General features: G+C 74.2%; 31 protein-coding genes. 11 read left to right on the top strand and 20 right to left on the bottom strand.

The annotated features are described in order from the left end of the window. The first annotated feature begins 118 nt into the window (after positions 1-118). Together ABT295_RS21185 and ABT295_RS14495 are read left to right on the top strand one after the other, a co-directional pair. Positions 119-418: a type II toxin-antitoxin system RelE/ParE family toxin gene (locus ABT295_RS21185; protein ID WP_502991160.1), complete on the top strand. Its 300-nt coding sequence runs from the start codon at positions 119-121 to the stop codon at positions 416-418. After that, on the top strand, positions 415-708 hold the full coding sequence (locus tag ABT295_RS14495) for a HigA family addiction module antitoxin (protein WP_352395110.1): 294 nt from the start codon (positions 415-417) through the stop codon (positions 706-708). The genes ABT295_RS21185 and ABT295_RS14495 overlap by 4 nt, the downstream gene beginning before the upstream one ends. A 32-nt stretch (positions 709-740) precedes the next feature. Here the strand turns inward: ABT295_RS14495 and ABT295_RS14500 are convergent, their stop codons facing one another. The 3 genes from ABT295_RS14500 to ABT295_RS14510 all read right to left on the bottom strand — a co-directional run bounded on the left by ABT295_RS14500 (position 741) and on the right by ABT295_RS14510 (position 2,674). Next, on the bottom strand, positions 741-1,955 hold the full coding sequence (locus tag ABT295_RS14500; RefSeq protein ID WP_352395111.1) for an MbnB/TglH/ChrH family RiPP precursor modification enzyme: 1,215 nt from the start codon (positions 1,953-1,955) through the stop codon (positions 741-743). Between the two features lie 11 nt (positions 1,956-1,966). Further along, positions 1,967-2,212, bottom strand: coding sequence for a hypothetical protein (locus ABT295_RS14505; protein ID WP_352395112.1), 246 nt, complete (start codon positions 2,210-2,212; stop codon positions 1,967-1,969). A 117-nt stretch (positions 2,213-2,329) separates the two neighbouring features. Continuing rightward, entirely contained in the window at positions 2,330-2,674 is a 345-nt protein-coding gene (locus ABT295_RS14510; RefSeq protein WP_352395113.1) for a DUF2200 domain-containing protein, read from the bottom strand. A gap of 75 nt (positions 2,675-2,749) precedes the next feature. On the opposite strand from ABT295_RS14510, the gene ABT295_RS14515 reads away from it, so the two are divergent. The 3 genes from ABT295_RS14515 to ABT295_RS14525 are packed head-to-tail and all read left to right on the top strand — an operon-like array spanning position 2,750 to position 4,560. Further along, complete coding sequence (locus ABT295_RS14515) at positions 2,750-3,109, top strand: VOC family protein (RefSeq protein ID WP_352395114.1); 360 nt, start codon at positions 2,750-2,752, stop codon at positions 3,107-3,109. Positions 3,110-3,136: 27 nt separating this feature from the next. Then, positions 3,137-3,700: a GNAT family N-acetyltransferase gene (locus ABT295_RS14520; protein ID WP_352395115.1), complete on the top strand. Its 564-nt coding sequence runs from the start codon at positions 3,137-3,139 to the stop codon at positions 3,698-3,700. Beyond that, positions 3,697-4,560 (top strand): isocitrate lyase/PEP mutase family protein, encoded by an 864-nt coding sequence (locus ABT295_RS14525; RefSeq protein WP_352395116.1) that lies wholly within the window; start codon positions 3,697-3,699, stop codon positions 4,558-4,560. Before ABT295_RS14520 ends, ABT295_RS14525 begins: the two co-directional genes overlap by 4 nt. A 1-nt stretch (position 4,561) precedes the next feature. Here the strand turns inward: ABT295_RS14525 and ABT295_RS14530 are convergent, their stop codons facing one another. The 9 genes from ABT295_RS14530 to ABT295_RS14570 form a co-directional block, all read right to left on the bottom strand. Next, positions 4,562-5,467 carry a glucose 1-dehydrogenase gene (locus tag ABT295_RS14530; RefSeq protein WP_352395117.1) on the bottom strand — a complete coding sequence of 302 codons (906 nt, stop codon included), beginning with the start codon at positions 5,465-5,467 and terminating at the stop codon, positions 4,562-4,564. Positions 5,468-5,682: 215 nt separating this feature from the next. Then, positions 5,683-5,904, bottom strand: coding sequence for a hypothetical protein (locus ABT295_RS14535; protein ID WP_352395118.1), 222 nt, complete (start codon positions 5,902-5,904; stop codon positions 5,683-5,685). A 65-nt stretch (positions 5,905-5,969) separates the two neighbouring features. Further along, entirely contained in the window at positions 5,970-6,626 is a 657-nt protein-coding gene (locus tag ABT295_RS14540) for a hypothetical protein (RefSeq protein ID WP_352395119.1), read from the bottom strand. Between the two features lie 207 nt (positions 6,627-6,833). After that, positions 6,834-8,663, bottom strand: coding sequence for an ABC transporter substrate-binding protein (locus tag ABT295_RS14545; RefSeq protein ID WP_352395120.1), 1,830 nt, complete (start codon positions 8,661-8,663; stop codon positions 6,834-6,836). Positions 8,664-8,721: 58 nt separating this feature from the next. Then, positions 8,722-9,153 (bottom strand): hypothetical protein, encoded by a 432-nt coding sequence (locus tag ABT295_RS14550; protein WP_352395121.1) that lies wholly within the window; start codon positions 9,151-9,153, stop codon positions 8,722-8,724. An 84-nt stretch (positions 9,154-9,237) separates the two neighbouring features. Then, complete coding sequence (locus ABT295_RS14555; protein WP_352395122.1) at positions 9,238-9,963, bottom strand: esterase family protein; 726 nt, start codon at positions 9,961-9,963, stop codon at positions 9,238-9,240. 23 nt (positions 9,964-9,986) lie between these two features. Beyond that, complete coding sequence (locus tag ABT295_RS14560; protein WP_352395123.1) at positions 9,987-11,138, bottom strand: alpha/beta hydrolase; 1,152 nt, start codon at positions 11,136-11,138, stop codon at positions 9,987-9,989. Continuing rightward, positions 11,135-12,106 (bottom strand): Type 1 glutamine amidotransferase-like domain-containing protein, encoded by a 972-nt coding sequence (locus ABT295_RS14565; RefSeq protein ID WP_352395124.1) that lies wholly within the window; start codon positions 12,104-12,106, stop codon positions 11,135-11,137. Before ABT295_RS14565 ends, ABT295_RS14560 begins: the two co-directional genes overlap by 4 nt. A gap of 10 nt (positions 12,107-12,116) precedes the next feature. Further along, entirely contained in the window at positions 12,117-13,346 is a 1,230-nt protein-coding gene (locus tag ABT295_RS14570; RefSeq protein ID WP_352395125.1) for an ATP-grasp domain-containing protein, read from the bottom strand. Positions 13,347-13,482: 136 nt separating this feature from the next. On the opposite strand from ABT295_RS14570, the gene ABT295_RS14575 reads away from it, so the two are divergent. Continuing rightward, positions 13,483-14,070 (top strand): HdeD family acid-resistance protein, encoded by a 588-nt coding sequence (locus tag ABT295_RS14575; RefSeq protein ID WP_352395126.1) that lies wholly within the window; start codon positions 13,483-13,485, stop codon positions 14,068-14,070. A gap of 113 nt (positions 14,071-14,183) precedes the next feature. Here the strand turns inward: ABT295_RS14575 and ABT295_RS14580 are convergent, their stop codons facing one another. The 4 genes from ABT295_RS14580 to ABT295_RS14595 are packed head-to-tail and all read right to left on the bottom strand — an operon-like array spanning position 14,184 to position 17,714. Further along, a complete protein-coding gene (locus ABT295_RS14580; RefSeq protein ID WP_352395127.1) occupies positions 14,184-14,798 on the bottom strand; it encodes a response regulator in 615 nt (204 codons plus the stop codon). Next, a complete protein-coding gene (locus ABT295_RS14585) occupies positions 14,795-15,922 on the bottom strand; it encodes a sensor histidine kinase (protein ID WP_352395128.1) in 1,128 nt (375 codons plus the stop codon). The genes ABT295_RS14580 and ABT295_RS14585 overlap by 4 nt, the downstream gene beginning before the upstream one ends. Then, a complete protein-coding gene (locus ABT295_RS14590) occupies positions 15,919-16,665 on the bottom strand; it encodes an ABC transporter permease (RefSeq protein WP_345509061.1) in 747 nt (248 codons plus the stop codon). The genes ABT295_RS14585 and ABT295_RS14590 overlap by 4 nt, the downstream gene beginning before the upstream one ends. Further along, positions 16,662-17,714: an ABC transporter ATP-binding protein gene (locus tag ABT295_RS14595; protein ID WP_352395129.1), complete on the bottom strand. Its 1,053-nt coding sequence runs from the start codon at positions 17,712-17,714 to the stop codon at positions 16,662-16,664. The genes ABT295_RS14590 and ABT295_RS14595 overlap by 4 nt, the downstream gene beginning before the upstream one ends. A gap of 115 nt (positions 17,715-17,829) precedes the next feature. Here ABT295_RS14595 and ABT295_RS14600 point away from each other — a divergent pair, with 115 nt between their 5' ends. The 5 genes from ABT295_RS14600 to ABT295_RS14620 are packed head-to-tail and all read left to right on the top strand — an operon-like array spanning position 17,830 to position 21,488. Then, a complete protein-coding gene (locus ABT295_RS14600; protein ID WP_352395130.1) occupies positions 17,830-18,276 on the top strand; it encodes an SRPBCC family protein in 447 nt (148 codons plus the stop codon). Positions 18,277-18,321: 45 nt separating this feature from the next. Beyond that, a complete protein-coding gene (locus tag ABT295_RS14605) occupies positions 18,322-18,714 on the top strand; it encodes a lycopene cyclase domain-containing protein (protein ID WP_352395131.1) in 393 nt (130 codons plus the stop codon). Beyond that, positions 18,707-19,072, top strand: coding sequence for a lycopene cyclase domain-containing protein (locus ABT295_RS14610; RefSeq protein WP_352395132.1), 366 nt, complete (start codon positions 18,707-18,709; stop codon positions 19,070-19,072). Before ABT295_RS14605 ends, ABT295_RS14610 begins: the two co-directional genes overlap by 8 nt. Continuing rightward, positions 19,069-19,887, top strand: a complete 819-nt coding sequence (locus ABT295_RS14615) for a class I SAM-dependent methyltransferase (RefSeq protein WP_352395133.1) — start codon at positions 19,069-19,071, stop codon at positions 19,885-19,887. The genes ABT295_RS14610 and ABT295_RS14615 overlap by 4 nt, the downstream gene beginning before the upstream one ends. Beyond that, positions 19,884-21,488, top strand: coding sequence for an FAD-dependent oxidoreductase (locus tag ABT295_RS14620; protein WP_352395134.1), 1,605 nt, complete (start codon positions 19,884-19,886; stop codon positions 21,486-21,488). The genes ABT295_RS14615 and ABT295_RS14620 overlap by 4 nt, the downstream gene beginning before the upstream one ends. Here ABT295_RS14620 and ABT295_RS14625 read toward each other — a convergent pair. Genes ABT295_RS14625 through ABT295_RS14640 form a run of 4 tightly spaced genes read right to left on the bottom strand, consistent with a single transcriptional unit; the run spans position 21,482 to position 26,095 of the window. Beyond that, positions 21,482-22,495 carry a Rieske (2Fe-2S) protein gene (locus ABT295_RS14625; RefSeq protein ID WP_352395135.1) on the bottom strand — a complete coding sequence of 338 codons (1,014 nt, stop codon included), beginning with the start codon at positions 22,493-22,495 and terminating at the stop codon, positions 21,482-21,484. The two genes, ABT295_RS14620 and ABT295_RS14625, sit on opposite strands and share 7 nt — an antisense overlap. After that, complete coding sequence (locus tag ABT295_RS14630; protein ID WP_352395136.1) at positions 22,492-23,394, bottom strand: phytoene/squalene synthase family protein; 903 nt, start codon at positions 23,392-23,394, stop codon at positions 22,492-22,494. The genes ABT295_RS14625 and ABT295_RS14630 overlap by 4 nt, the downstream gene beginning before the upstream one ends. Further along, positions 23,391-24,908, bottom strand: coding sequence for a phytoene desaturase family protein (gene crtI / locus ABT295_RS14635; protein WP_352395137.1), 1,518 nt, complete (start codon positions 24,906-24,908; stop codon positions 23,391-23,393). Before crtI ends, ABT295_RS14630 begins: the two co-directional genes overlap by 4 nt. Further along, positions 24,905-26,095 carry a polyprenyl synthetase family protein gene (locus ABT295_RS14640; protein WP_352395138.1) on the bottom strand — a complete coding sequence of 397 codons (1,191 nt, stop codon included), beginning with the start codon at positions 26,093-26,095 and terminating at the stop codon, positions 24,905-24,907. Before ABT295_RS14640 ends, crtI begins: the two co-directional genes overlap by 4 nt. Positions 26,096-26,145: the final 50 nt, after the last annotated feature.

Below are 26,145 nucleotides of genomic sequence, written 5' to 3' on the forward strand. Positions count from 1 at the left end.
GACGCGGTCATGCTTACTCGAGGACGCGCGTTCTACCAGCCGTGAGTGCCTACCGGCGCATCGTCTTCGGCCGTTCGCTCCATGGCCCAAGCATAACGCGACGCGTTATGCTGACCGAGTGATCCGGACGTTTCGGGACGCAGAGACCGAGCGGTTGCGGGCACGCCAGCGGACCAGGCGGTTCGATCCCCGGATCGAGCGCACGGCCCTGCGCGAGCTGGTCATGCTGGACGCCGCGGAGTCGCTCGACGACCTCCGGGTGCCACCGGGCAACCGGTTAGAGGCCCTGCACGGTGATCGCACGGGGGCAGCACAGCATCCGCATCAACCAGCAGTGGCGCATCTGCTTCGTGTGGACGCCCGCGGGCCCGGAGCATGTAGAGATCGTCGACCACCACCAGAGGAGGCAGACCCATGACGACCATCCCACCCATCCACCCGGGCGAGGTGCTCCTCGAGGAGTTCCTGACGCCGCTGGAGGTGACCCAGCACCGCCTGGCCGTCTCGATCGGCGTGCCACCACGCAGGATCAACGAGATCGTCCACGGGAAGCGCCGCATCACCGCCGACACGGCCCTCCGCCTGTCCCGTTTCTTCGGGACCACCGATCGCTTCTGGCTCAACCTGCAGACGCGCTACGACCTCGAGGCCGAGCGGGACCGCCTGGGCAGCACCCTCGACCGCATCGAGCCGCTCCGGAGCGCCTGACCGGGGCACTGCGTGACTCGTGCCCCGGACCGTCAGGTCGCGCGTGCAGCGAGCCAGTCGGAGAAGGCGTCGCCCTGGGCCTCGGTCCACAGGCTCGCGGGCGACTCGGCGAGGAAGTCCTGCAGCAGCGCCTCGGTGCGCTCGCGACCGAGGGTCGTCAGCAGCCCACCCAGCGTCTCCGGATGGGTGCGTACGAGGAGCGACAGGCGCGCCTCGTCGGTCAGGGCCCGCATCAGCGTGGCACCGGGGTCGGGCGCGGCGAGCCGGTCGGAGGCCCGCGTCGTGTAGGCGACGAGCTCGGCCTCCCGCTCCGCCGTCGTGCCGGACGGCGCCGGACCCTCGACCGAGACCCTCCCGGCCGCGCGCCCGGGCCGCGGCGGCGCCCCCGACGCGGCCGGCGGCATACGGACGATGTCGTGCATGCCGCCGAGCACGTCGCGCAACCCGGCGACGCCCTGCGCGGCGAGGGAGGCCGGCACGGCCTCGTAGATGACGGCACGCACCCGCGGCAGCGTCGGCACGACGCGGGCCGCGAGCGCCAGCAGCTCGGGATCGATGGGGCCGACGTGCGCGTCGAGGTAGTAGCCGTCGGTCTCGAAGCCACCGGCGAGGTGCACCTCCCACACGCGGTCGAGCGGGATGAGCGAGAGGAACTCGCCCACGCTCTGGCGGCCGTTGCGCTCGTTGGTCCAGATGTTGTGCAGGTCGAGCAGGATGCCGCAGTCGGCGCCCTCGGCGATCGCCGCGACGTACTCGCCGTCGCTGAGGTCGCCGGGCACGGGCCGGAGGTAGTTCGTCGGCGTCTCGACGAGGAAGGGCCGGTCGTAGGCCGCCTGGTACGCGCCGATGTGGCGCACCGCCGCGGCGACGGCGTCTGGCGTCTGCACCGGCGGCAGCAGGAAGCCGGCGTGCGCGTCACCGGCCACGTTGAAGGCGAGGTGCTCGCTCCAGTGCACGGCGTCGAGGTCTCGCGCCGACGCGGCGGAGGCGAGCACGCCCGCGCGGCTGGGCGCCGTCGTGCCGCCGACCGGGTAGCCGACGCCGTGCGCGAGCAGCGGCCGGCCGCAGCCCCGCAGCCAGGCGAGCGGCTCGGGCGAGATGACCATGCCACCGCCGGAGCGGGTCTCCCAGAGGGTCTGCGGTTCGACCTCGACGACGTCGACGAGGTCCTCGATGCCGCCCCACAGCTGGTCGAGCGCACCGAGGGCGATGACTCCGACGCCGAGGTCGAACCGCGCCCAGGTCACGGCAGCTCGCCTCAGCCCACCCGCAGCTGCGGAGCGGTGAGCACCGGCTGCAGCTCGAGGTCGGGGCTGACGACGAACTCCTCGAACCGGCGCCAGTCGATCTGGATGCCGGAGTTGCAGTTGCCGCACCCGAACCGGTCGAAGATGCTGGCCTGCACCTTCTGGAAGGTCTCGAGGTTGCCGAGGATGTCGCCGGGCACGTGCACCGTCACCGCCACCTCGCGCGGCGGCAGCGGCTGCGGGTTGAGCTCGCCCATGGTCGTGGTCCTTTCACTCTGGGACGGTGACGGCTCGCTGCCGCCACCTGCCATCCAGAGCCCCCGCCCCCGCCCGCTGATACCGCGGCCGCATGCCGCCGGTGCCGTCGGGTGCCCTCAGCTGCGCAGCACCTTCTCCATCGCCTTGCCCTTGGCGAGCTCGTCGACGAGCTTGTCGAGGTAGCGGATCTTCTGCATGAGCGGGTCCTCGACCTCCTCGACGCGCACCCCGCACACGGTGCCGGTGATCGCCGAGACCTTCGGGTTGAGGTGGGCCGAGGCGAAGAAGTCCTCGAACGTCGTGCCGCCCTCGAGGTGGCGACCGAGCGCCTCCTCGTCGTAGCCGGTCAGCCACGTGATGACCTCGTCGAGCTCGGCCTGCGTGCGGCCCTTGCGCTCGACCTTGTTGACGTAGGCCGGGTAGACCGACGCGAACGGTGTCGTGAAGATGCGGTGCCCCATGCTCCGAGGGTAGCGACGCCCGACCCTGCGGCATACGGACGTGGAACGTCCGCATCAGGTCCTAGCGTGCTGCGCATGGCCATCGCCCGATACCCCAGCTTCGTCCTCGACTGCCCCGACGCGGAGGCACTCGCCACCTTCTACGGTGCACTGCTCGGCTGGAGCGTCAAGACCTCCGACGGGTGGGGCGAGATCCGCGACGAGGGCGGCCAGCAGTGCATCTGCTTCCAGCAGGTGGAGCACTTCACCGCCCCGCGGTGGCCGGGCCAGGACGTGCCCCAGCAGGTGCACCTCGACGTCATGGTCGAGGACCTCGACGCCGCCGAGCCCGAGGTGATCGCCCTCGGCGCGACGAAGCACGAGCACCAGCCCGGCACGTCGTTCCGCGTCTTCCTCGACCCGGCCGGGCACCCCTTCTGCCTCTGCGTCGACTGACGGCCGCGGCCGCGCGAGGATGGGGCGATGACGGACTACGAGGTCGGGGCGCTGACGCCGCAGACCTGGGACGCCTATGCCGCGATGATCGAGCGGCACCGCGGCGTCTTCGGCGGCTGCTGGTGCACGTGGTTCCACACCCTGAGCGCCGACAAGGAGCGCACCTACGAGGGCAACCGCGCGCTCAAGCAGCGGCTCGTCGAGGAGGGCCGCGCACACGCCGCGCTCGTGCTGCACGGTGACGACGTCGTCGCGTGGGCCCAGTTCGGTTCTCCCGCAGAGCTGCCCAACATCCACCACCGCAAGCAGTACGACGCCGAGGCCGACGTCGTGCCCGACTGGCGCGTCACGTGCATCTTCGTCGACAAGGCGCACCGCAGGAAGCACCTCTCGGCCCTGGCCCTGGGCGGCGCGCTCGACCTCGTCGCCGCGGCGGGCGGCGGTGTCGTCGAGGGCTACCCGCACGACAAGGGCGGCAAGCGCGAGGCCGTGCTCTACAACGGCACGCGCAGCCTCTACGAGGCGGCCGGCTTCGACTACGTCCGGCCCAAGGGCCAGTTCAACTGCGTCATGCGACGGAGCGTGCCGTGAGCGGCCGTATGCCGTCCGCCGGGTCCGCGCCCGACGCCGACGGCCGCGCGGGGCGGGCCGCGTCGCTGCTCGCCCTGCACTCCGGGCCGGGCTTCGTCCTGCCGAACGCCTGGGACGCCGGCTCGGCGCGCATCCTCGAGCACGTCGGCTTCCCCGCGATCGCGACGACGAGTGCCGGGATCGCCTGGGCGGCAGGGGTTCCCGACGGCGAAGCCATGGACCGTGACACGATGCTCGACCACATCGGCCGGATCGTCGCCGCGGTGGGGGTGCCCGTGACGGCCGACCTCGAGGCGGGCTACGGCGACACGGCCGCGGACGTCGGGCGAACCGTCGCCCTCGCGGCCGCGCTGGGCGCGGTCGGGGCGAACCTCGAGGACGCCCGCCCGGGTGGCGCCGGGCTCTTCCCCCTCGAGGAGGCCGTGGAGCGGGTGGCCGCGGCCCGCGCGGCCGCACCGCCCGGCGGCTTCGTGCTCAACGCCCGCACCGACACCTACTTCGGCGGCGTCACCGGCGACCCGTTCGCCGAGACCGTCGAGCGCGCCAGACGATTCGTCGAGGCGGGGGCCGACTGCGTCTTCGTGCCCGGTGTCGTCGAGGCCGAGACGATCCGCCGCCTCGCCGAGGCGATCCCGGCACCCCTCAACATCGTCGCGGGACTCGCCAGCACCATCGACGCGCCGACGCTCTTCTCGCTCGGCGTGCGACGGGTCAGCCTGGGCGGCAGCCTCGCCCGCGCCGCGCTCAGCCTGCTCGAGCGTGCCGGGCACGAGCTGCTCGAGACCGGCACGCTCGGCTTCCTCGACGGCGCCATCGGCTACGCCGACCTCCAGCGCCGGTTCGGGTCCTCGCCCGGCTGACTCAGGTCAGCGGCATGCCACCGGTGACGCCGATGACCTCACCGGTGACGTAGCTCGACTCCTGCGACGCGAGGAAGACGTAGGCCGGCGCGAGCTCGGCGGGCTGACCGGCGCGGCCGAGCGGGGTCTGGGTGCCGAACGACTCGACCTGGTCCTCGCCCATGGTGGCCGGGATGAGCGGCGTCCAGATCGGGCCGGGGGCGACGCCGTTGACGCGGATCCCCTTCTCGGCCAGCTGCGCCGCGAGGCCCTGCGTGAAGGCGACGATGCCGGCCTTCGTCGTCGCGTAGTCGAGCAGCTCGGGTGACGGCTGCCGCGACTGGATCGACGTCGTGTTGACGATCGTCGAACCCGACGAGAGGTGTGGCAGGGCGTGCTTGCACAGCCAGAACATCGCGTAGAGGTTCGTCTTCATGACGCGGTCGAACTGCTCGGTCGTGACGTCGGCGATGCCGCCGGGCTGGGCCATCTGGTACGCCGCGTTGTTGACGAGGACGTCGATGCCGCCGAGCTGTTCGACGGCCTGCTCGACGACGGCGACGCACTGCTCCTCCCGCGTCAGGTCGCCGAGGCACACCGCGGCGGTGCGGCCGGCCTCCCGCACGAGGCGCGCCGTCTCCTCGGCGTCCTCCTTCTCCTCCTCGAGCGCGCTGACGAGCACGTCGGCACCTTCCCGGGCGAAGGCGATCGCAACGGCCCTGCCGATGCCGGAGTCGCCGCCGGTGATGACGGCACGACGGCCCTCGAGACGACCCGAGCCCCGGTAGCTCCGCTCGCCGTGGTCGGGCTCGTCGCCCATGTCGCCCGTGAGGCCGGGGTGCGCCAGCTGCTCGCCCTCGGTGTCGGGCTGTTCGTGCTGCGTCGTCGGGTCCTGCTCGGTGTACTGGTCGTCGGACTGCTCGGGCATGCTCGGGCCTCGCTACGGGGTCGTGGTGGTCGTGGTGGTCGTGGTGGTCGTGGTGGTCGTGCTCGGGTCGTCGCTCCCCCCTCTACCCGCCGCGCCTGCCGTCACACCCTCCGGTACCACACCGCCCGGCGCGTCGGCGGGCGTCGACGACGTCAGGCCCCGGGCTCGGGGTCGTCGGGGCGGGCGATGGCGATGGCGATGAGGCGGCGCACGCGTCAGCCGGTGGTGCCGCCCGCGCCGTCGGGGTCGACGTCGTCGTCGCGCACGCCGTCGCGGTAGACGTGCGTGGCCTCCGCGACGGGACGGTCGTGCAGGAAGTCGGCACCCGCGCGGGTCTCGAGGTCGTCGAGCTCATCCTGCGTGCGACGGCCCGCCTCGGCCTGGGTCTCCTCGTCGCCGGGCACGGGCTGGGCCGCGCCGGGGATGCGATCGGTCATGTCCTGGCTCCTTCGGTCGGCGGACGCCGTGCCCGTACCCAGCCCACGCGCCGGTGGACCGGCCGTCAGACGGCGCTCGTCGCCCGGTCGATCTTGCGGTGGTAGTGCATGCCCGCGCGGCCACCGACGAGGGCGCCGAGCAGGCTCGCCACGGCCACCACGAGCAGGGCGACGAGGCCGCCGGTCGTCAGGGTGCCGCCGTCCATCGGGATGCGCGGGAAGCTGTTGACCCGGCTCAGCACGTCGTACCTGCTCCCGGCCACGGCGGCGACGATCGCCACGACGACGGAGATGACGATGGCCCAGACCCACACCGCGAAGCCCTGCTTCGTGCCGTCGAAGCGCGCCATCCGGCCGGCGACGTAGCCGCCGCAGAAGTAGGCGACGAAGAGCACGACGAAGAGGGCGACGACCCCGATCGTGCCGACGCTCTGCGGGTCGACCGTGGCGCTGTCGGCGGCCTCGCTCGCGGCCCGGGCCACGTCGGTGCCGGTCGCGACCCCGACGGCCGTGCCGGCCCCGGCCACGAGGGCGGTGAGCAGCACCGCCATGCCGGTCGCGGTGAGCCAGCCGAAGAAGGCCGAGCCGACCTTGACGCCGCCGAACCGCTCCTTGGCCGTCGGCCGGTCGTCGGCGAGGGCGCTCGGCCGCCCGCCGCCGTGGGTGCGCTCGATGCGGTCCGTGCGGTCCGTGCGCTCGGAAGATCCTGGTGCTGCGCTCATGCGACGCCTCCTGGGACGGTGGGTGCAGACGGCCTGCACGGGAGACATACCCGGACGGTGGGCTCCCGTGCGCCACCTGAGGCCAGCCGTGGCTGGATCGTGGAGGGCGCAGGCGGCGCCCAGCCGCGACGATCCGGCCACGGAGGGATCGTCGTGCAGGCACCTGGCCGCGCCCGGCCGCGCCCATCAGCAGAGCGCCTCGGCGCGTCAGCGGATGCGGGCGAGGTCGAGCGTCCACACCGGGTTGCCCGGCACCTGCGCGACCCTCGGGCCGGACGCGAAGCGCGTCGACGGCTGGATGAGCGGCACGAAGGGGCTCCGCGCGTTCATCGCGACCTGCCAGGCCGCGTACGCCGCTGCCCGGTCGTCGCCCACGGAGTCGCGCGCGCCCTCGGTGAGGTCGTCGACGAGCGGGTCGGAGCCGCGGGTCCACCCGGCGCGCAGGCCGACGAGCTCGCCCGGCGCAAAGGCGAGGTAGTTCTCGGGGTCCGGGTAGTCCGGGCTCCAGCCCCACAGGCTGAACGCCGACCGGCCCGAGCGGTAGGCGGCGAGGGCCTCGCGCGCCGGGGCCGGGTTGAGCACGACCTTGATGCCGACCTGGGCCAGCTGCGCGCGCACGAGCGCCGCGAGCGCGCTCGTCGGCACGCCCTGGACAGGAAGGTCGGCGGCATACGTCAGCGGGATCGCCTGCCCCGCGTAGCCCGAGCGTGCGAGTGCCGCCTTCGCCCGGACGAGGTCGCGCTCGGGCACGACGGGCACCGTCACCACCGGACTGGGTATGCCGTCCGGCACGGTCGGCACGTCGGTGGCCGTCGCCGACGGGGAGTCGGAGGTCGCGCCGGGCGCCGGCGTCCCCGTGCCCGAGCCCGTGCCCGTGCCCGCGGTGGTCGGGGACGGCGGCAGGCCCGGCGTCGGCGAGAGGTCGTCGAGCGCGCCGACGATGCCCGCGGGCACGAGGCCGGCGGCGGGCGTCGCGCCGGGGACGGCGAGCCCGAGCGCGCGCCGGTCGATGCCGAGGCGCACGGCCTGCGCGAAGTCGGGGTCGGCGGTCCAGCGGTTGAGTCCCTTGGTGCGGTTGAGCGCGAGGTAGGCGAGCGAGCTCGAGCGCACCGTCGTGACGGTGACGGCCGGGCCCGGGGCCTTCGTGGCAGTCGCGTTCGCCTGGCTCGCGGAGAGGTCGAGCACGACGTCGGCCGCGCCCGAGGTGACGTCGGCGAGCTGTTCGCGCGGCGTGCGGTTGCGCAGCACGACGTCGGGGAAGGCGGGCTCGGTGCCCGCCCGGCTCGGGTTGGCGGTGAGGCGCACCTCGCGGGTGCCCGTGACGCCGTCGAGCACGTAGGGGCCCGAGCCGGCCGAGTGCGTCGACAGCCAGGTGGCCGCGGTGTCGCCGGGGCCGATGGTGCCGCCGTGCGACTTGACCGCGGCCGAGTTGAGGATGCCGAAGGCGGGGTTGGCGAGGATCGCCGGCAGGGCGAAGTTCGACCCCGGCGAGCTGAGCGTGACCGTGCGGTCGTCGACCTTGAGGACGGTCACCGAGCCGAGGATCGAGGAGGCCGGCCCGCGCAGGCCCTTCGCGCGCTCGAGGGTGAAGACCACGTCGTCGGTCGTCATCGGGCTGCCGTCGGAGAAGACGACGCCCTCGCGCAGGCGCAGCGTGAGCCAGCGCCCCTCGGGGGCGATCGTGTAGTCGGCGAGGCCCGGCACCACCGTCGTCGGGTCGTCGGGGTCGAGCGTCGTCAGCGTCTCGTAGAGGGCGTGCGAGAGCAGCGAACCGGTGCGGTCGAACTGCCGGGTGGGATCGAGCGTCGTGTGGTCGAAGACGGCGTCGACGACGAGCGGCCGGGCGCGGGCCGGCGTCGTCGCGGTGCCCGTAGGCGTGCTCGTCGCGCTGCTCGTCGGGTCGGCCGACGCGGCCGGTGTCGTCCGGGTCCCGCTCACCTGCCCGGCCGGCGCCTCGCTCGTGCAGGCCGAGGTCGTCACCAGCGCGAGGACGCCGAACGCCGCCACCACGGAGGGGCGGACGAGACGAGCTGGCATGGGCTTCCTTCGGCACCGACGAGGGCACGGGCCGTCGGCCCCGTCCCGGAGGCCGAGTCTAGCCGCGGTCGGCCACGAGGCCCGGCGGGCTCTGCTCCGTGGACGTGCCCGGCACGCCCGGCGCGAGCACGAGGTAGCCCTGCGCGACGAGCACGACGGCGATGGCGACCCACTTGCCCGGCGGCAGCTCGACGCCGTAGCGCCACCGGTCGATGAGCACGAGGCCGACCTGCAGGATGACGACCCAGCCCATCGTCACGAGGGCGAGCTCGGCGTACTGCAGCGACGACGCGTAGACCCAGAAGAGGACGAGGAAGGCGCCGAGGCCGAGCACGAGCGCCCGGATGCTGCCGTGCTCGGCCCACTCCTTGGCGAGCACGGCGCCGGCGAGGTCGAGCCCGGCGAGGCAGGCCATGGCGACCGTCGCGACGACGGGCACGGGCCAGCTGTCCGGGGCCTTGATGAGGGGAAAGACGTCGGTGACGTTCATGGAGGGGTCCTTCGTCAGGCAGGCCCGACGGGGCACGGGCCATGACCGTCAGTGCCGCCCCGCCTCACCCCTGATACGGCTCCCTCACGGCAGCAGGTCGTCGAGGTAGGTCGGCAGCATCTCCCACCACGTCGGCCAGTCGTGGTCGTAGCGCGGGCCCCAGTCGTCGACCCGGTTGGGGATGCCCTTCTCGCCGAGCACCTTCGCCACGTCCCAGGCCTCGCCCGGGTCCTCCCACCTGCCGCTGCCGGTCGCGAGCACGATCATCCGCGAGCGCAGGACGTCGAGGTCGGGGCCCTGCAGGTCGGGCAGGAAGTGGAGCGGCGAGCTGAAGTACATGTCGTCGGTGAAGGGGCCGCCGATGAACTTGTCGACGGCATACGTGCCGCTCATGCAGACGGCGCTGCGCACGAGGTGCGGGTAGCGGCACGCGACGGCGAGGGAGTTGAAGGCGCCGATCGAGGCGCCGGCCGTGACGACGGGCAGCGGGCCACCCACGTCGGAGTGGATCGCCGGGATGACCTCGCGGGCGACGGCGTCGTGGAAGCGGTTGAAGAGCGCCATCCGGTACTGCGTCGACCCGCGGTGCTGGGCCATGGCGCGGCCCGCGACGCTGTCGACCGAGTAGACCTTGGCCCGACCGGCGTCGATGAGCGGCCGGAGGTGGTCGATCATCTTGTGCCGCTCCACCTCCTCGGCGTCACCGCCCGCGGTGGGGAAGAGCAGCACCGGGGCGCCGTAGGTGCCCCAGCGGGCCACCGTGATGTCCTGCTCGAGCCGCTCGGAGTACCACCGGTCGGTCACCTTCATGCGGATCACCCTTCTGGACAGGCTTATTCGTAGACGAACTTCTGGGGGCCGGGGAAGAGCCACGACAGGCCGTCACCGAGGCCGTCGCGCCAGTTCTCCCAGTTGTGGCCGTCACGCGACTCCGTGTAGCGCACGGTCGTGCCGGTGTGGCGGAAGACGGGCACCATCGAACGGTTCGGCGTGATGAGCGGCTCGTAGACGCCGCACGTCATGTAGAGCCGGTCGACGACCTGCGACGGCTTCTCGCGGAACCGGTTGACGAACTTGACGACCGGGTCGAAGGCCGGGCCGCCCCCGTGCTCGAAGCCGATGTCGGTGAAGACGAGCGAGGCCGACTGCAGGAGCATCGAGCCGAAGAAGCCCGGGTAGCGCACGGCCGTCGAGAACGCCGCGATGCCGCCGAACGAGCTGCCCATGAGGCAGCGCGCCTCGGGCGCGTCGACGAGCGGCAGCCGCTCGGTGAGCAGCGGCACGAGCTCGCGCGCGATGAACCGGGCGTGCGGCGCGTGGTTCGGGTACTCCTTGAGCCGGTCGCGGGGCGGCACGAAGACCGCGACGAGCGGGTCGACGTCGAGCCGGTGGATGAGGTTGTCGAGCACCGTCTTCATCGCCGCGAACTCGAGGTAGTCGGTGCCGTCGTGCACGACGAGGAGCGGGTAGCGCTGGGCGCTGTTGAACCGCGCCGGCAGGTAGATCTGCACCGGCTGGTCGCGCCGCAGCGCCTTGCTGCGGATCTGCTCCTCGACGAGCGTGCCGGGCCGGGCCTCGGGGTCGTGCGCCACCCAGTCGGGCACCCGGTAGCCGATGGCCGCGCACACCGACGACGAGCCCATCGGGCTGTGCGCGAGGCGCCCGTTGAGCGGGTCGTTGAACCGCTCGTAGTGCTCCCCCTTGCGGATCTCGATCTGGTACTCCACCCGCGATCCCTCGGGGAGCACGGTCGTCACGGCCCAGAGGTCCGAGTCGCCGATCCGTTTGAGCGGCAACGGGTCCGGCAGACCGACGACGCGGTGGCGCACCCACACCTCGTCGACGTCGCCGCGGAAGAGGAAGGTGGCGCGCTCGCCCTCGATGATCGGGGCGCCGTAGCGCTCGAGGAAGCGGTCGATGGTCGGCCCGTCGAGCGGCAGTCGGTCGCGCAGCGTGTTGACGGCCAGGCGCTCGGTGGGGCTCATGCGGCAGCCACCACGGCCACGCGCCCGTCGGGCTCGACGACGCGCGCGCCGGCCGGCACCCGGGCACGCCCGTCGCCGCCCTCGCCCTCGCCCCCCGCGCCCTCGCCGCCCTGGTCACCGTCCGGGAAGCGCACGACCGCGCCGTCGTCGAGGAGCACGAGCCGGTGCTCGGCGAAGCGCCGCGCGAGCAGCGACATCCGCTCGCGGTCGTCGAGGCGCAGCCGCCGCTTGGCGTGCGGCAGCACGAGCACCCCCGGCACGCGGCCGAGCCCGGTGTCGTGCACCTCGTCGGCCGTCACGCCCTGCGCGGTGAAGTCGTGGAAGAGCACGACCTGGTCGGTGAGGGCCATGGCCCCCGCCGACCACGCGACGACGGTCTGCCCGGGCCGGAAGGCGACGTCGAAGACCCGCAGCGTGCGCATCAGGGTGCGCACGTTGCCGCCGGCGACGACGACGGTGTCGCACTCGTCGAGCACGGCGTTGATCTCGCCGCGGTGCCAGCCGAAGAGGCCGCTCTCGTCGGGGCGGGTCACCTCGCGCACGGAGCGGTAGAGCTCGGCGAGCTGGGCGGCGTACCAGCGGTCGACGTCGCGGACGGCCTCGATCGCGGCCTCGACGGCCGCCGGGCCGACGTCGTGGAGCGAGGTGCGGTGCCCCACGTCGCGCACCGCGTCGACGGCGCCCTGCAGCCGGATGCCGTAGAAGGCGCGCAGCTCGTCCTGCCGGTCGCGGAAGTCGAGCGCGGCGGCGGCGAACTGCTCGTCCTTGGCGAGCACGTCCATCATCCGGTGGTGGAGGCGCAGGTTGACGCCGCGGCCGTCGAGGTGGCCGGCGAGCTCGCCGTCGTCGGACTCGCGCTCCTCCCAGCCGGAGTTGACCATGGCGATGCGGCCGGCGACGTCGAGCGAGCGGATCGTCGAGCCGACCGTCGTCGTGAAGCGTTGCGGGCCGAGCAGGATCGTCGTCATCAGGAGGCGATCAGCCCGCGTGTACGCGGATGGTGCGGCCGACGTCGTCGAGCATGGCCCGAGCGGTGTCGAAGTCGGGGTGGCGCAGCCTCACCCAGGCGTTGGCCATGTAGCCCGCCTCGACGCCCTGCGTGCCGTGCCCCACGGGCGGGAAGTGGCCGTCGATGATCCACTCGCCGTAGCGCGACCGGATCTCGTCGATGCCGGAGTAGCCACGGATCTGGCCGTCGTGGTCGGGGCGCAGCGCGACGATGCCGGCGGCATACGTGCGCCGCATCTGCTGCTCCGGCGCGCGGTGCGTGATGACGTGCGCCCACTCGCGGTAGACGTCGACGTCGTTCGCGGCCGAGTAGACGTCCCACGCGCCGACGCCGGGCGGTCGCGCGCCGATCTCGCTGAACTTGAGGCCCTTCGGGCCGTAGAACCACTCCATGTGCGTGGCCGACGTCTCGATACCGAGCGCCTCGATGACACGGCGGCCGAGCTCGCGCACCTCGGCGTAGAAGGCGTTGCCCGGCTCGTCGATGCGGTTCGTCGTGATGAACTGCGGCGAGATCCAGCGGTGGCGCATCGCCTCGAGCACGTTCGGGTAGTAGTGCGTGGCCCAGTCGTGCACGACCCGGCCGTCGAGCGTGATGGTGTCGTAGAAGCCCTCGTGCCCCTCGACGAACTCCTCGATGGCGATCGAGCTCTGCCCCTCGCGGCCGTATGCCGCCAGCGCGGCCTCGAGGTCCGCGTCGTCGTCGACGCGCACCGTCCCCTGCGCGCCGGCGCCCGCACGGGGCTTGAGGATGAGCGGGTAGCCCTCGCGCTCGGCGAAGGCGCGGGCCTCGGCGGCCGAGTCGACGGCCGCGCTCGCGGCGGTCGGCACGCCGGCCTGGCGCAGCGCCTCCTTCATCGACGGCTTGTCGCGGCAGAGCCACGTCGTGCGCACGCTCGTGCCGGGGATGCCGCAGGCCTCGCGCACGTGGGCGGCCGGCATCGTGTGCGCCTCGACCGTGGCCTCGAGCGCGTCGATCCACACGCGGTCCTGGAAGTGGCGCACGCCCTCGATCATCTGGTCGACGTTCGTCACCGAGCCGACCCGGTAGTAGCCGCGGAGCGCACCACGCAGCTCGTCACCGAGGTGCGACTCGTCGGACTCGCCGATGCCGTAGACGTTCGCACCCACCGAGGCGAGGGCGTGCACGAAGCGCCGCTGGTTCGCCGGGAACGACGGCTCCACGAAGATGATGTTCACGGCAGCGACGCTATCGGTGATGCGGTGACCTCGCCACGGACGCCGGGCCGTCTCGGCGAAAGCCCGGCGCGGGCGCACGCCGCGCAGCAGACTGGTCCCGTCGCCGTGGGGCCCGCGCATCCCTCCAGGAGGAGCCATGTCCAGCACCGTCTCCCGTCCGCCCGCTGCCGACCAGGCCTGGACCGGCCCCCTCGTCGGCCTCGGCGTGCTGTCCGTCGTGCTCGGCGTGCTCGTGCTCGCCTGGCCCAAGGCGACGCTGCTCGTCGTCGCCGTCGTCTTCGGCCTGCAGCTCGTCGTCGTCGGCGCCGTGCGCATCGCGACGAGCCGCCTGCTGCCGGGCGAGCCGGGCTGGCTGCGGCCCGTCTCGATCGTGCTCGGGGTCCTGACGATCGTGGCCGGCGTCATCTGCCTCTTCCGGCCGGGCACCTCGCTCCTCGTCATCGCGATCTTCATCGCGGCCGGCTGGATCGCCGAGGGCGTGGCCGCCGTCGCTCAGGGCGCCGGGTCGGAGCGGACGACCGGCGCGCGGGTCTACCTGCTCGTCAGCGGCGTCGTCGCCGTGCTCGCCGGGCTCGTCGTCGCGATCTTCCCCGGCTCGTCGCTCGTGCTGCTGACCCGCCTCTCGGGCATCATGCTCGTCCTCATCGGCGTGGCCGAGCTCGTCGCGGCGTTCATGGCGCGCCGGGCCGTCGCGGCCGCCACCCCGCCCGGCCGCCACCGCTGAGCCGGGCCGCCGGACGGGCCTGGCCGGGCCGGCATCCGGCTGCGTGGAAGGTCGGTCCCCCTCGAGGGGGACCGACCTTCCACGGCACCCGACGGCTCACGACACCGGACCACTCAGAGCCAGCCGCGCTCCTGGGCGACGCGCGCGGCCTCGGCGCGGGTCGACGTGCCGGTCTTGCCGATCGCCGAGCTGAGGTGGTTGCGCACCGTGCCGGGCGAGAGGTGCACGACGCCCGCGATCGTGGCGACCGTGCCGCCGCGCAGGGCCACGCCGAGCACCTCGCGCTCGCGGTCGGTGAGCGGGTTCGCGCCGTCGACGAGCGACTCCGTGGCGAGCGACGGGTCGACGACCCGCAGGCCGGCGTGCACGCGCCGCACCGCCTCGGCCAGCTGCCGCGCCGGCGTGTCCTTGACGACGAAGCCCGAGGCACCCGCCTCGAGGGCCCGGCGCAGGTAGCCCGGCCGCCCGAACGTCGTCACGACGAGCACGCGCACCCCCGGCAGCGAGGACCGCACGGCGGCCGCCGCCTCGATGCCGTCCATGCCGGGCATCTCGATGTCGAGCAGGCACACGTCGGCACCCGACGTCAGCGCCGCGTCGACCACCTCGTCGCCCCGCCCCACCTCGGCCACGACCTCGAGGTCGGGCTCGAGCGCGAGCAGCGCCGCGAGCGCCCCGCGCACGAGGGCCTGGTCGTCGGCGAGCAGCACCTTGATCGTCTCGCTCACAGCGTGACCTCCAGCACGGTTCCGTGTCCCTCGGGGCCGGTGGCGATCGTGATCCGGCCGCCTGCGGCCTCGACCCTCTCACGCAGACCCCGTATGCCGTTGCCCTCCGGCCGCTCGCCGAGCCCCCGCCCGTCGTCGCGCACCACGAGGCGGTTCGACGCGAGCTCGACCCAGCAGGCGTCGGCGTCGCTGTGGCGCACGACGTTCGTCGTCGCCTCGCGCAGCACCCACGCGAGCACGGTGCGGTGGCGGGGGTCGACGGCGGTCGGGTCGTCGGGCACGTGGCCTTCGATGCCGGCACCCGCGAGCGCCGTGCGCGCCGAGGCGAGCTCGTCACCGAGACGTGCCACGCGCAGGCCGCCGACGGTGGCCCGGATCTCGGCGAGCGCCTGCCGGCTGAGGGCCTGGATCTCGGCGAGCTCGGCCTTGGCGCGTTCGGGGTCGAGGTCGACGAGCCGCTCGGCGAGCTCGGCCTTGACGGTGACCACGGTGAGGGAGTGGCCGAGCACGTCGTGCACGTCGCGGGCCACGCGCTCGCGCTCCTCGACGATGGCGAGGTCGCGCGACATCCGCTCGTACTGCTCGCCCCGGTCGGAGACGACGCGGACGCCACCGGTCATGACCCCGACGGCGAAGACGATGATCGCCACGCTCCACGTGCCCTCGCCCGGGTCGGTGACGACGGCGGCCGCACCGGCCACGAAGGTCGCCGCGACGCCCACGCCGATCGCGGACGGGATCGGCAGGGCGAACATCGCGAAGGCGACGACGAACGGGAGGAAGCCGAGGCTGTTCGCGCCGATGATGAGCGCCGAGCCGACGGTGCACGCGAGCAGCAGGGCGAGGATCGCGACCGCGCGCCGCGTCGTCGCGGGCTGCCGGCCGAGGCGCTCGAGGTGCGAGGAGCCGACGACGTAGGTCACCGCGAAGACGACGACGAGCCCCAGGCCGACGACGACCTGCCAGACCGGTCGCGGGGTGCCGACGAGGGCGATGACCGGGAAGACGAGGAAGACGAGCCAGACACCACGGACGACCCAGCCGTAGCGCTCCCACGGGTTGCGCCCCGCGCCCTCGGACGCCCGCTCGGCGCTCGGGGCGTCGGGCGCCGAGGTCTGCGTCACTGGCGCTCCCGACCGCGGCGCACGAGGAGCACGGCGAGCGTGCCGAAGATCGTCAGCCAGGCGACCACGTTGAGCACCGGCACCCAGAGCGGGTCGTGCGAGCCGTCGGCGAGGTAGCCCTCGGTCAGCGGGTAGCGCGCCAGGGCGGCGTAGCCGTAGAGGGGCGTGAACTTCGCGAACGTCAGGATCGCGCCGGAGAGCGGGATGAAGAGGTTGCCGAGGAAGGCGAAGATCACCATCGAGCCGCTCGCAGCGCCGACGGCGGCCTCGGAGCGGAACGCCGTGCCGACGAGCAGGCCGTAGACGGCGAAGACGGAGGAGCCGACGAGGCAGAGGAGCGCGCTCAGCGCCCAGGCCTGCCCGGAGCCCCGCGCGCCGGTGGCGGCGCCGAGCGTGAAGGTGAGCAGGATCGGGACGGCGGCGACCGTCATGGCGATGAGCGCCTTCATCGCGATGTACGACGAGTCGGCGAGCGGCGTCAGGCCGAGCTGGCGCCCCCATCCCTGCTGCCGTTCCACGGCCGCGTTGCCTCCGATGCTCGTCGTGGCCGTCACCGCTCCGTAGGCGGCCATGCTGATCATGACGTACATCGCGACGTTGCCGTTGCCGATGCTCTCGCCCTTGGCGTCGACCGTCGCGCCGAAGACGAGGAAGAAGAAGGCGGGCAGCACGGCGGTGAAGAACATGCCGGTCCAGTCCCGGGTGATCCGCCGCATCTCGAGCAGCGTGAAGGTGGCGTTCATCGGACGAGCTCCTTGGCATCGGTGCCGGCAGTGGCGTCGCCGGGGTGGGTGGAGCCGGGGTGGGTGGACCCGGCGGTCCCCGAGGCGGCGGCGTCGCGGTCGTCGCCGGTCAGGGCCATGAAGGCCTGCTCGAGACCCGCCGTGACGATCTCGAGGTCGGTGCCGCCGAGCTCGAGGAGCAGCAGGCGGGCGACGGCGTCGGAGTCGATGGCCGAGACGACGACGCGGGCGCCGCGCTCCTCGACGTCGCGCACGCCCTCGAGCGTGCGCAGCCGGCTGACCGACTCGCCGACCGACCGGGCGGGCAGGGTCGCCGACACGGTGCGGCCGCTCGCCCGGGAGCGGATCTCGGCCGTCGTGCCGTCGGCGACGACGCGGCCGCCCGCGACGAGCACGATGCGGTCGGCGAAGGCGTCGGCCTCCTCGAGGTAGTGCGTGGCGAAGACGACGGTGCGGCCGGCCGCGGCGTCCTCGTGCATGGTGTCCCAGAAGTCGCGCCGGGCGGTGACGTCCATGCCCGCCGTCGGCTCGTCGAGCACGAGCAGCCGCGGGTCCGGCAGCAGGGCGAGCGCGAAGCGCAGCCGCTGCTGCTCGCCCCCGGAGCACTTCGACACGCGGCGGTCGGCGAGCGACCTCAGCCCCGCGCGGTCGATGACCTCCTCGACGGGGGCCGTCGACGCATACGTCGAGGCGATCATCCGCACCGTCTCGCGCACCGTGAGGTCGCGCAGCAGGCCACCGGTCTGCAGCACCGCGCTGACCTCGCCGGCGACGACGGCCTCGCGCGGGCGACGGCCGAAGACGCGGGCGCTGCCCGACGTCGGCTCGGTGAGGCCGAGCACCATGTCGAGGGTGGTCGTCTTGCCGGCGCCGTTCGGCCCGAGGAAGGCGACGACCTCGCCGGCCTCGATGCGCAGGTCGATGCCGTCGACCGCCCGCACGGTGACGTCCTGCGAGCCGCGGCGTGGGGCGAAGGTCTTGACGAGGGAGCTCAGCTCGATCGCCGGCGCCCCCGAGGCGGCGGCGGTCGGGGTGGGTGTCGTGGTCATGGCCCTACTGTGCCGCCGCAGGGCCGCGTGCAGCAGCGGCAGGCGTCACGAACCGCGGGTGACAGGTGTCACGGGTGCGACGACACGAGGGACTGCGACGCGACAGACTTGGCCCATGGCGACCTTCACGATCCGGCTCGACCCGTCCCTGCCCGCGCCCGAGGCGTGGCGGCGCATCCTCGACCTGCACGGGCACACCGCGGTCATCCCGCTCACGACGGTCACCGGCGCGGCCATGACGGCAGGCGCCCTTGTCGAGGGCTCGCGCTTCGTCGCCCGCACCGGTGTCGGGCCGGTCGGCTTCGACGACGTCATGGTCGTCGACGAGATCACCCAGCCGTCGGCCGACCGTGCGGGCCGGGCGCGGATCCGCAAGGAGGGCAAGGTGGTCCGCGGTTCGATCGACCTCGCCGTGACGCCGCAGGCCTCGGGCTCACGGGTCGAGTGGTCGCAGCAGATCGGGGTGCGCGGGGTGCCCCGCGTGCTCGACCCGGTCGTCGCGCTGGTCGCCAGGCTCGCCTACGGCACCGCGCTCGAGCGGCTGCTCGCGCGGCGAGGTTAGGCTGGCGACAGGCCCGGCCCCGGTGACCAGCGGAGGACCAACGCGGTGGATCGTTTCCAGTACCTGCTCCTCATGCTGGCCTGCCTCGCCGTCACGCTGCCGCTCGAGCTCGTGCTCGGTGCCCGCGTCTACCGCCGCCCCGGGCTGCTGCTGACGGCCCTGCTGCCCGTCGTCGTGCTCTTCTCGGCGTGGGACCTGCTCGGCATCCACCGTGGGCACTGGGGCTACAACCCGGCCTACGTCACCGGCCTGCAGCTGCCGGGCTCGATGCCGGTCGAGGAGCTCGTCTTCTTCGTCGTCGTGCCGATCTGCGGGCTGCTCACCTACGGGGCGGTCGGCCAGGTGCTGGCCCGGGTGCGCCGCCTGCGCCACCGGACCGACGTCACCGGCGCCGACGCCGGCGGCGCTGCGTCACGCGAGCGGGTCGGCGATGCCTGAGTACACCGTGCTCGCGGTGCTGGCCGTGCTCGCCACCGTCGGGCTCGAGCGGTGGTCGCGCACGGGGCTCTTCCGCACCCTGCAGTTCTGGCTCAGCATGGCCATCGTCTTCGCCTTCCAGGTGCTCGTCGACGGATGGCTGACCAAGCTCTCCGCGCCGATCGTGCTCTACGCCCCCGAGCACTTCCTCGGCGTGCGCTGGCCGTGGGACGTGCCGATCGAGGACTACCTCTTCGGCTTCGCCATGGTGGCGAGCGTCATCATCCTCTTCGAGCGCGCACGCCGGCGCCGCGAGGCGCACCAGGCGGGCCGCGACGACGCGGACCGCCCCGACCCCCTGCCCCAGGAGCACCCGTGACCGACACGCAGCCGGCCCGGGAGGCCGTGCCCGAGGCCTTCGACGACGTCGCGGACCGCTACGACCTCATGGTCGGGCTGAGTCCCGGCTACCACCGCCAGCTGCGCTCCTCGGCGACGCTGCTCGTCGACGCCGTCCGGGCGTCGACCGCCGGCACCGAACCCGCCGACCCCACCGAGCCCGCCGACCCCGCCGAGCCTGAGCAGCCCCGGCGCTACCTCGATCTCGGCTGCGGCTCCGGCGCGTCGACGGCCGCGCTCGTGCGGGCCGCCCTCGCCGAAGACGACCACGGGGCGGCGCGTCCCGTCGTGCTGGGCGTCGACGGCTCGGCGGGCATGCTCGCGAGCGCCCGCACCAAGCGCTGGCCCGACGGCGTCTCGTTCGCGCAGGGGCGGGCCGAGGCGCTCGCCGACCAGCCGGAGCTCGGGCCCGCGCGGCGCGCCGGCGGGCTCGACGGCGTGCTCGCGGCCTACCTCGTGCGCAACGTGCCGGACCGCGACGCCGTGCTGCGCTCGATCCGCGAGGAGCTGCGCCCCGGCGGGGTGCTCGTCGTGCACGACTACTCGGTGCGGGGCCGGCCGGTCTCCACACTCTTGTGGACCCTCGTCTGCTGGGGCGTCATCATCCCGCTCGGCTGGGTCACCTCCCGCCGCACCGGCCTCTACCGCTACCTCTGGCGCAGCGTGCTGCGGATGGACTCCACCGCCGAGCTCGAGCAGCGCCTGCGTCGGGCCGGCTTCGAGCAGGTGCGCACCGTGCCGGTAGGCGGCTGGCAGCGCGGCCAGGTGCACCGGGTCGTGGGGCGCGCGCCGTGACGTGGCGGCCGGGGCTCGACCCCCGCGCCGTGCGCCACCCCGCCACCCCGGCCCCCGCACCCGGGACCCACCCCGGCGCGTCCGGCCGGGTGCTCGTCGTCGGCGGCGGCATCGCGGGCCTCACCGCGGCCACCGGCCTCGCCGAGCGCGGCGTCGACGTCGTGCTCGTCGAGCGCGAGGCGACCCTCGGCGGGCGCGTGCGCTCGTGGCCGGTCGCGCCCACCGAATCGGCCCACCCCAGCGACGCCACCGACCCGGCCGGCCCGACCGGCGTGACGATGAGCCGCGGCTTCCACGCCTTCTTCCGCCAGTACTACAACCTCCGGGCGCTGCTCCGGCGCGCCGACCCCGGGCTCGAACGGCTGGTTCCGGTGCCCGACTACCCGCTCACCCTCGCCGCAGGCCCGACCGACTCGTTCGCCGGCATCCCGCGTACCCCGCCGCTCTCGATCGCCGCCTTCGTCGCGCGCAGCCCGAGCTTCCCGCTCTCGGCGCTGCGGCGGGTCGACGTCGGCGCGGCGCTCGGCCTGCTCGACGTGCGCTTCCCCGACATCTGGTCGGAGCTCGACGGCGTGAGCGCCGCCGAGGTGCTCGACCGGCTGCGCTTCCCCGAGCAGGCGCGCCACCTCGCGCTCGAGGTCTTCGCCCGCAGCTTCTTCGCCGACCCGCGCGACTTCTCCGGCGCCGAGCTCGTCGCGATGTTCCACACCTACTTCACCGGCTCCGCCGAGGGGCTGCTCTTCGACGTGCCCGACGACGACTACGACACGGCGCTCTGGCGCCCGCTCGCCGCCCACCTCGGCCGGCTCGGCGTCGAGCTGCGCACCGGCACGTCGGTGACGGGGCTCGAGGGCACGCCGGACGGCATCCGGGCCGGGCTCGACGACGGCAGCACGCTCACCGTCGACGACGTCGTGCTCGCCACCGACCGCGCGACCCTCCAGCGCCTCGTCGCCGACGCATCCTGGCTCGGCGACCCCGCGTGGCGCGCGTCGGTCGCCGCCCAGCGCACCGCCCCACCCTTCGCGGTCTGGCGCCTCTGGCTGGACCGCCCTGCCGCGGAGGACAGTCCGCTCTTCCTCGGCACGAGCGGCTACGGCCCGCTCGACAACGTCACGTTCGTCGACCGGATGGAGGCCGGCGCCGCCGCGTGGTCGCGGTCCTCGGGCGGCTGCGTCGTCGAGCTGCACGCGTATGCCGTCACCCCCGGCACCGACGAGCGCTCGCTCCGCGACGAGCTGCGCCACCAGCTTTACGCCCTGCACCCCGAGCTGGCCGGCGCCGGCGTGCTCCACGAGGAGTGGCTGCTCTCGCAGGACTGCCCGCTCGCGGGCACCGACCCGTGGGCCGGGCGCCCGGGCGTCACGACCCCCGACCCCCGCGTCGTGCTCGCCGGCGACGGCATCCGCTGCGCGCTGCCCGTCGCCCTCATGGAGCGCGCCGCGACCACCGGCTGGCAGGCCGCCGACGCCTTGCTCGCACGCCGGGGGCTGCCGGGCCACGACCTCTGGACCGTGCCGCTGCAGGGCCGCGGACGCGCCGTCGCCCACGCCCTGCGCGGCCTGCTCGGTGCCGGCGCCGGTGCCGCGGTGCGTCAGTAGCCCACGGTCTCGCCGCGGTCGCGCAGCAGCCAGCGCCGCTCGGCGTAGGCGAGGTCGTCGACCCAGAGCCGGCGGGCCGTCGACGCGACCGCCGGCCGCAGCAGCGGCGAGAGGGCGCGCGCGACCGCGAAGCCGCGCCGGTCCGAGTGCGCGATCGTCGCCTCGGTGACGACGGTCGTCGGCCGGCCGTGCCGGTCGTGGCCGACGAGCGTCGCGTGCGTCTCGACGACGCTGCCGGTGCCCTCGCCCTCGACGATCGTCATGACGATGGTGCGCGCGTCGGGGCAGCTGAACGCGGCCCGCACCGGCACGGCATACCTGCGCGTCACCCGGAAGGCGACGTCGACGACGAGCCGGTCGACGGTGGACGCGGCGTCGTCGACGGTGAGGTGGCTGAAGGCGTAGGGGTGGTACCACGTGCCGTGCCAGGGGTCGAGGCGGTTCGCGACGACGTCGCTCGGCTCGCACGTGCCGCGCAGCGTCACGACGGTCGCGAACGACGCCGCACCCGGCGGCCGCACCGGCAGCGCGGGCGCGTCGGTGGGCTCCTCCCCCTCGGTGGGCAGCCGCACCCACAGCAGCACGCCGTCGTCGAGGGCGGGGAAGGTGAGCCAGTCGCGGCGCGCGCCCGGCTCGAGCGCGAGCCCGTGCCAGCGGCAGAACACCGCGCCGTGCATGACCTCGCAGTCGTCGAGCAGCGCGCCGAGGTGCGGGCACGTGCCCGGCCCCGCGAGCAGGTCGCCGTCGGCGCCGCGCCACAGCACGACCTCCCGACCGCCGACGGTGCGCACGACCGAGCGGTCCGCGCCGACGTCGGTCGAGGCGCCCACGACGTGCCAGCCGCCGGGGTCGCGCCCCTGCGCGTCGTCGAACGACCGCCGGATGCGGCCCGGCCGCGCCTCGCGCCACGTGCCGGCGAGCCGGTCGCGGGGCACCTCGGGCAGCCGGCGCAGCGGGTTGGGGCTGCGGCGGCGCGGCGGCTGCGCGCCGGAGTGCAGGTACGTCATGCGGTCACCTCGCCGGGACGGCCGGGACCGAGCACGAGCACCCGGGCCGACAGCGCCGCCTTGCGCCACGTCGGCACCCGCGCCCGGCCGCTCCACACGTCGTAGTCGCGGGCCTCGATGCGTTCGAGGATGCGCGAGTAGAGCGTGCGCGCCGCCCCGACGCACCGCGCCGAGGCCCCCGGCAGCAGCGGTATGCCGGCGTCCGCCTCGTCGTAGAGCGCGCGGTTGCGCTCGAGCTCGAAGCGCATCAGCTCGCGCCACTGCGGGGTCACGGTGCGCGCGTGCGGGTCGGCGCCGAAGCGGCGCAGGTCCTCCTGCGGCACGTAGACCCGACCCCGGTCGAGGTCCTCGCCGACGTCGCGCAGGAAGTTGGTCAGCTGGAAGGCGAGCCCGAGGGAGCGGGCCGGGGCGATCGCCCCTGCCGCGCGCGGCCGCAGGACGGGCAGCATCATCTCGCCGATGACGGCCGCCGAGCCGTCCATGTAGGCCAGCAGGTCGTCCCACGTCTCGTAGGTCGACTGGGTGAGGTCGAGCGCCATGGCTCCGAAGAAGCGATCGAAGCACTCGTCGGGGATCGCGCACTCACGCACGCTGTGGCCGATCGCGGCGAGCACCGGGTCGGTCGTCGGGGCACCGGCCACGACCTCGCCGAAGTCGTCCTGCAGTCCGCGGAGCCGGTGCGCCGTCGCGGCCGCCCGGTCCGCGGTGGTGGCGCCGGCGGCGTCGACGATGTCGTCGGCGAGGCGGCAGAGGGCGTAGACGGCATACACGTGCCGGCGGCGCTCGGGCGGCAGCAGGAGCGTGCCCCAGTAGTACGTGGTGCCGTGCTCGCGGGTGATGCGCGCGCAGCGCCGGTAGCCCTCGCCGAGCAGCGCGTCGGCGCCCGCGGCGGTCGTCACCGCCGACCCCCGCGCGCCGCGCCCGCTGAGCCCGGCGCGCCAGCACGCCCGGGGAGGTAGGCGTCGACCCGGTCGGCCGCGAGCTTGCCGCTGACGAGCACCATCGGCACCCCGACCCCCGGCACGGTGCCCGAGCCGGCGAAGACGAGGCCGGGCACGCGGCGGTCGAGGTTGCCGGGGCGGAACGGGCCCGTCTGGCGGAAGGTGTGGGCGAGGGCGAAGGGCGTGCCCCGGTGCATGCCGAGGCGCTCCCACTCGAGCGGTGTCACGAGCTCCTCGGCCACGACGTCGGTCGGGTAGCCGTTCGCCCCGAGGAAGGCGTGCAGCCGCTCGCGCATCGGGCCCCGCTCCCGCTCCCAGTCGACGCGGCCGTCGAGGTTGGGCACGGGCTCGAGCACGTAGAGCACCGAGCTGCCCGCGGGCGCGAGCGTCGGGTCGCTCAGGGTCGGCACCGTGACGAGCCGCGAGGGGTCGGGCATGAGCCGCCGGTCGTCGATGAGCGCGCGGAAGGCGCCGTCCCAGTCGGACCCGAAGTGGATGTTGTGGTGGCTCGTGCCCGGCTCGGGAGTCCCGGTCGCACCGACGTGCCAGACCACGGCCGAGGGCGAGTACGTGCCGGAGCGCACGACGCGCGGGGACGTGAGCTGCGGCAGGAGGTGCTCGTACGCCGTGGGCAGGTCGAGCGTGCAGACGACGGCGTCGGCCCGCAGCCGCTCACCGGACTCGAGCTCGACGCCGGCCACGGCCCCGCGCCGGTCGAGCACGAGCCGGGTCACCGTCTCGCCGAACCGCAGGTCCGCGCCCGCCTTGGCGGCCGCGGTCGCGAGCGCGGCCGGCACGGCGTCCATGCCGCCCTCGGGCCACCACACGCCCTCGATGCTGTCCATGTAGGTGATGACCGCGTAGAGGGCGAGCGCGCTCTCGGGCGACAGGCCGGCATACAGGGCCTGGAAGGAGAAGAGGCGGTGCAGGCGCTCGTCGCGGAACCACTCGCGGATGACCGGCCCGAGACGGCGGAAGCCGCCGAGGCGCACGAGCCGGGCGGCCGCGCGCGGCGAGCGCGCGAGGTCGAGCGGGCTGTCGAAGTTGGCGTCGATGAAGTGCGGCATCTCGACGCGGTAGAGGCGGCGCAGCCAGTCGACGAAGTCGACGAAGGCCGCGGCGTCGACGCTGCCGCACGTGTCGGCGATCTCCTGGCGCATGGCCTCGACGCCGTGGCGCACCATGATCTGGCTGCCGTCGTCGAAGCGCGCGCGGTAGGCGGGGTCGAGCAGGCGCATCGGCAGGGCGTCGTGGAGCGAGGTGCCCGCAGCGGAGAGCGCCTCGCCGACGAGGTCGGGCATCGTCATGACGGTCGGGCCGGTGTCGAAGGTGAAGCCGTCGCGGCGCAGGCGCAGGCCCCGCCCGCCCGGGGCGTCGTGGCGCTCGACGAGGGTGACGTCGTGACCCCGGCCGACGAGGTGGCACGCGGCCGCGAGGCCCGACAGGCCCGCCCCGATGACGACGACGCTCATGAGTCGCGCCAGCCGATCGCCCGCGCGAGCGCGACGAGCTCGTCGACGGCTCCCGGGTCGAGGTCGGCGCGCGCGAGCGCCGCGCAGGCGAGGTCGACCTCCGCCGCGATGCGCCGCTCGGTGCGCTCGAGCACCCCGGCCTCGCGCATCGCCTCCTGGAGCAGGGGCACGGCGTCGGGCGTCACGGTGGCGTGCGGGCCGAGGTGGCGCGCGACGAGGTCGGCGGGCAGGGCGCGCTGCGCCTCGGCGAGCAGCACCGTCGGCTTGCCGGAGAGCAGGTCGTCCCCGACGGGCTTGCCGGTGCGCGCGGGGTCGCCCCAGATGCCGAGGATGTCGTCGCGCAGGGCGAAGGCCTCGCCGACGTGGCGGCCGTAGTCGTCGAGGGCCTCGAGCGCGCCCGGCGGCGCGGGCTCGGGCGACGCGGCGGTGGTGGCGCCGTCGTCGGCGCCGGCGGCGAGCGCGCCGAGGCGCAGCGGTCGCTGCACGGTGTAGGCGCCCGACTTGAGCATCGCCACGAGGCGGGCGCGTTCGAGGTCTCGGCGGCGGGCCGCGGCGCCGGTCACGTCGAGCAGCTGGCCCTGCACGAGCTCGCGCAGCATGTCGGCCCAGGCGCGGCGCAGGGGCGGGCTGCACGAGGCGGCGAGGTGCCACGCCTCGGTGAGCGCGAGGTCGCCGTAGAGGATGGCGACGCTGTCGCCGAAGAGCTCCGGGTCGCCGAGCGCATCGGCCCGCACGTGCGCGCGGGCCGCCTCGACGTGGGTCGTCGGGCGGCCGCGCCGCGAGTCCGACCTGTCCATGACGTCGTCGTGCACGAGCGCGAAGAGGTGCACGAGCTCGAGTGCGGCGCAGAGCGCGACGAGCTCGTCACGGCCGGCGCGCCCGCTGCGCTCGGGGCCGCGCGCGGCCACCCAGCCCCAGTGGCACATGACCGGCCGGAGCCGCTTGCCGGTCGCGGGCAGCAGCCAGTCGCGCAGCAGCTCGGGCAGGTCGGGGGTGATGACGTCGGCGGGCTCGGGCGAACGGGCCGTCCAGTCCTCGACGAGCCGGTCGCACACCTCTCCGAGGAGCGCGTCCGTGTCCGCGAGGGTGCGGTCGAGGCGTCGCGGGTCGCCGGCTCCCAGCGGTGGCGCACCGGTTCGGGCAGGGCTTCGCCGACCGGTCGGGCGCGTCGAGACGTCGGACGTCATGCCACCGGCAGGTGGGGTGAGGGGCAGGGGCTCGGCGACACAGCACCACT

The organism is Terrabacter sp. NPDC000476 (assembly GCF_040300125.1).
GTDB lineage: Bacteria > Actinomycetota > Actinomycetes > Actinomycetales > Dermatophilaceae > Terrabacter.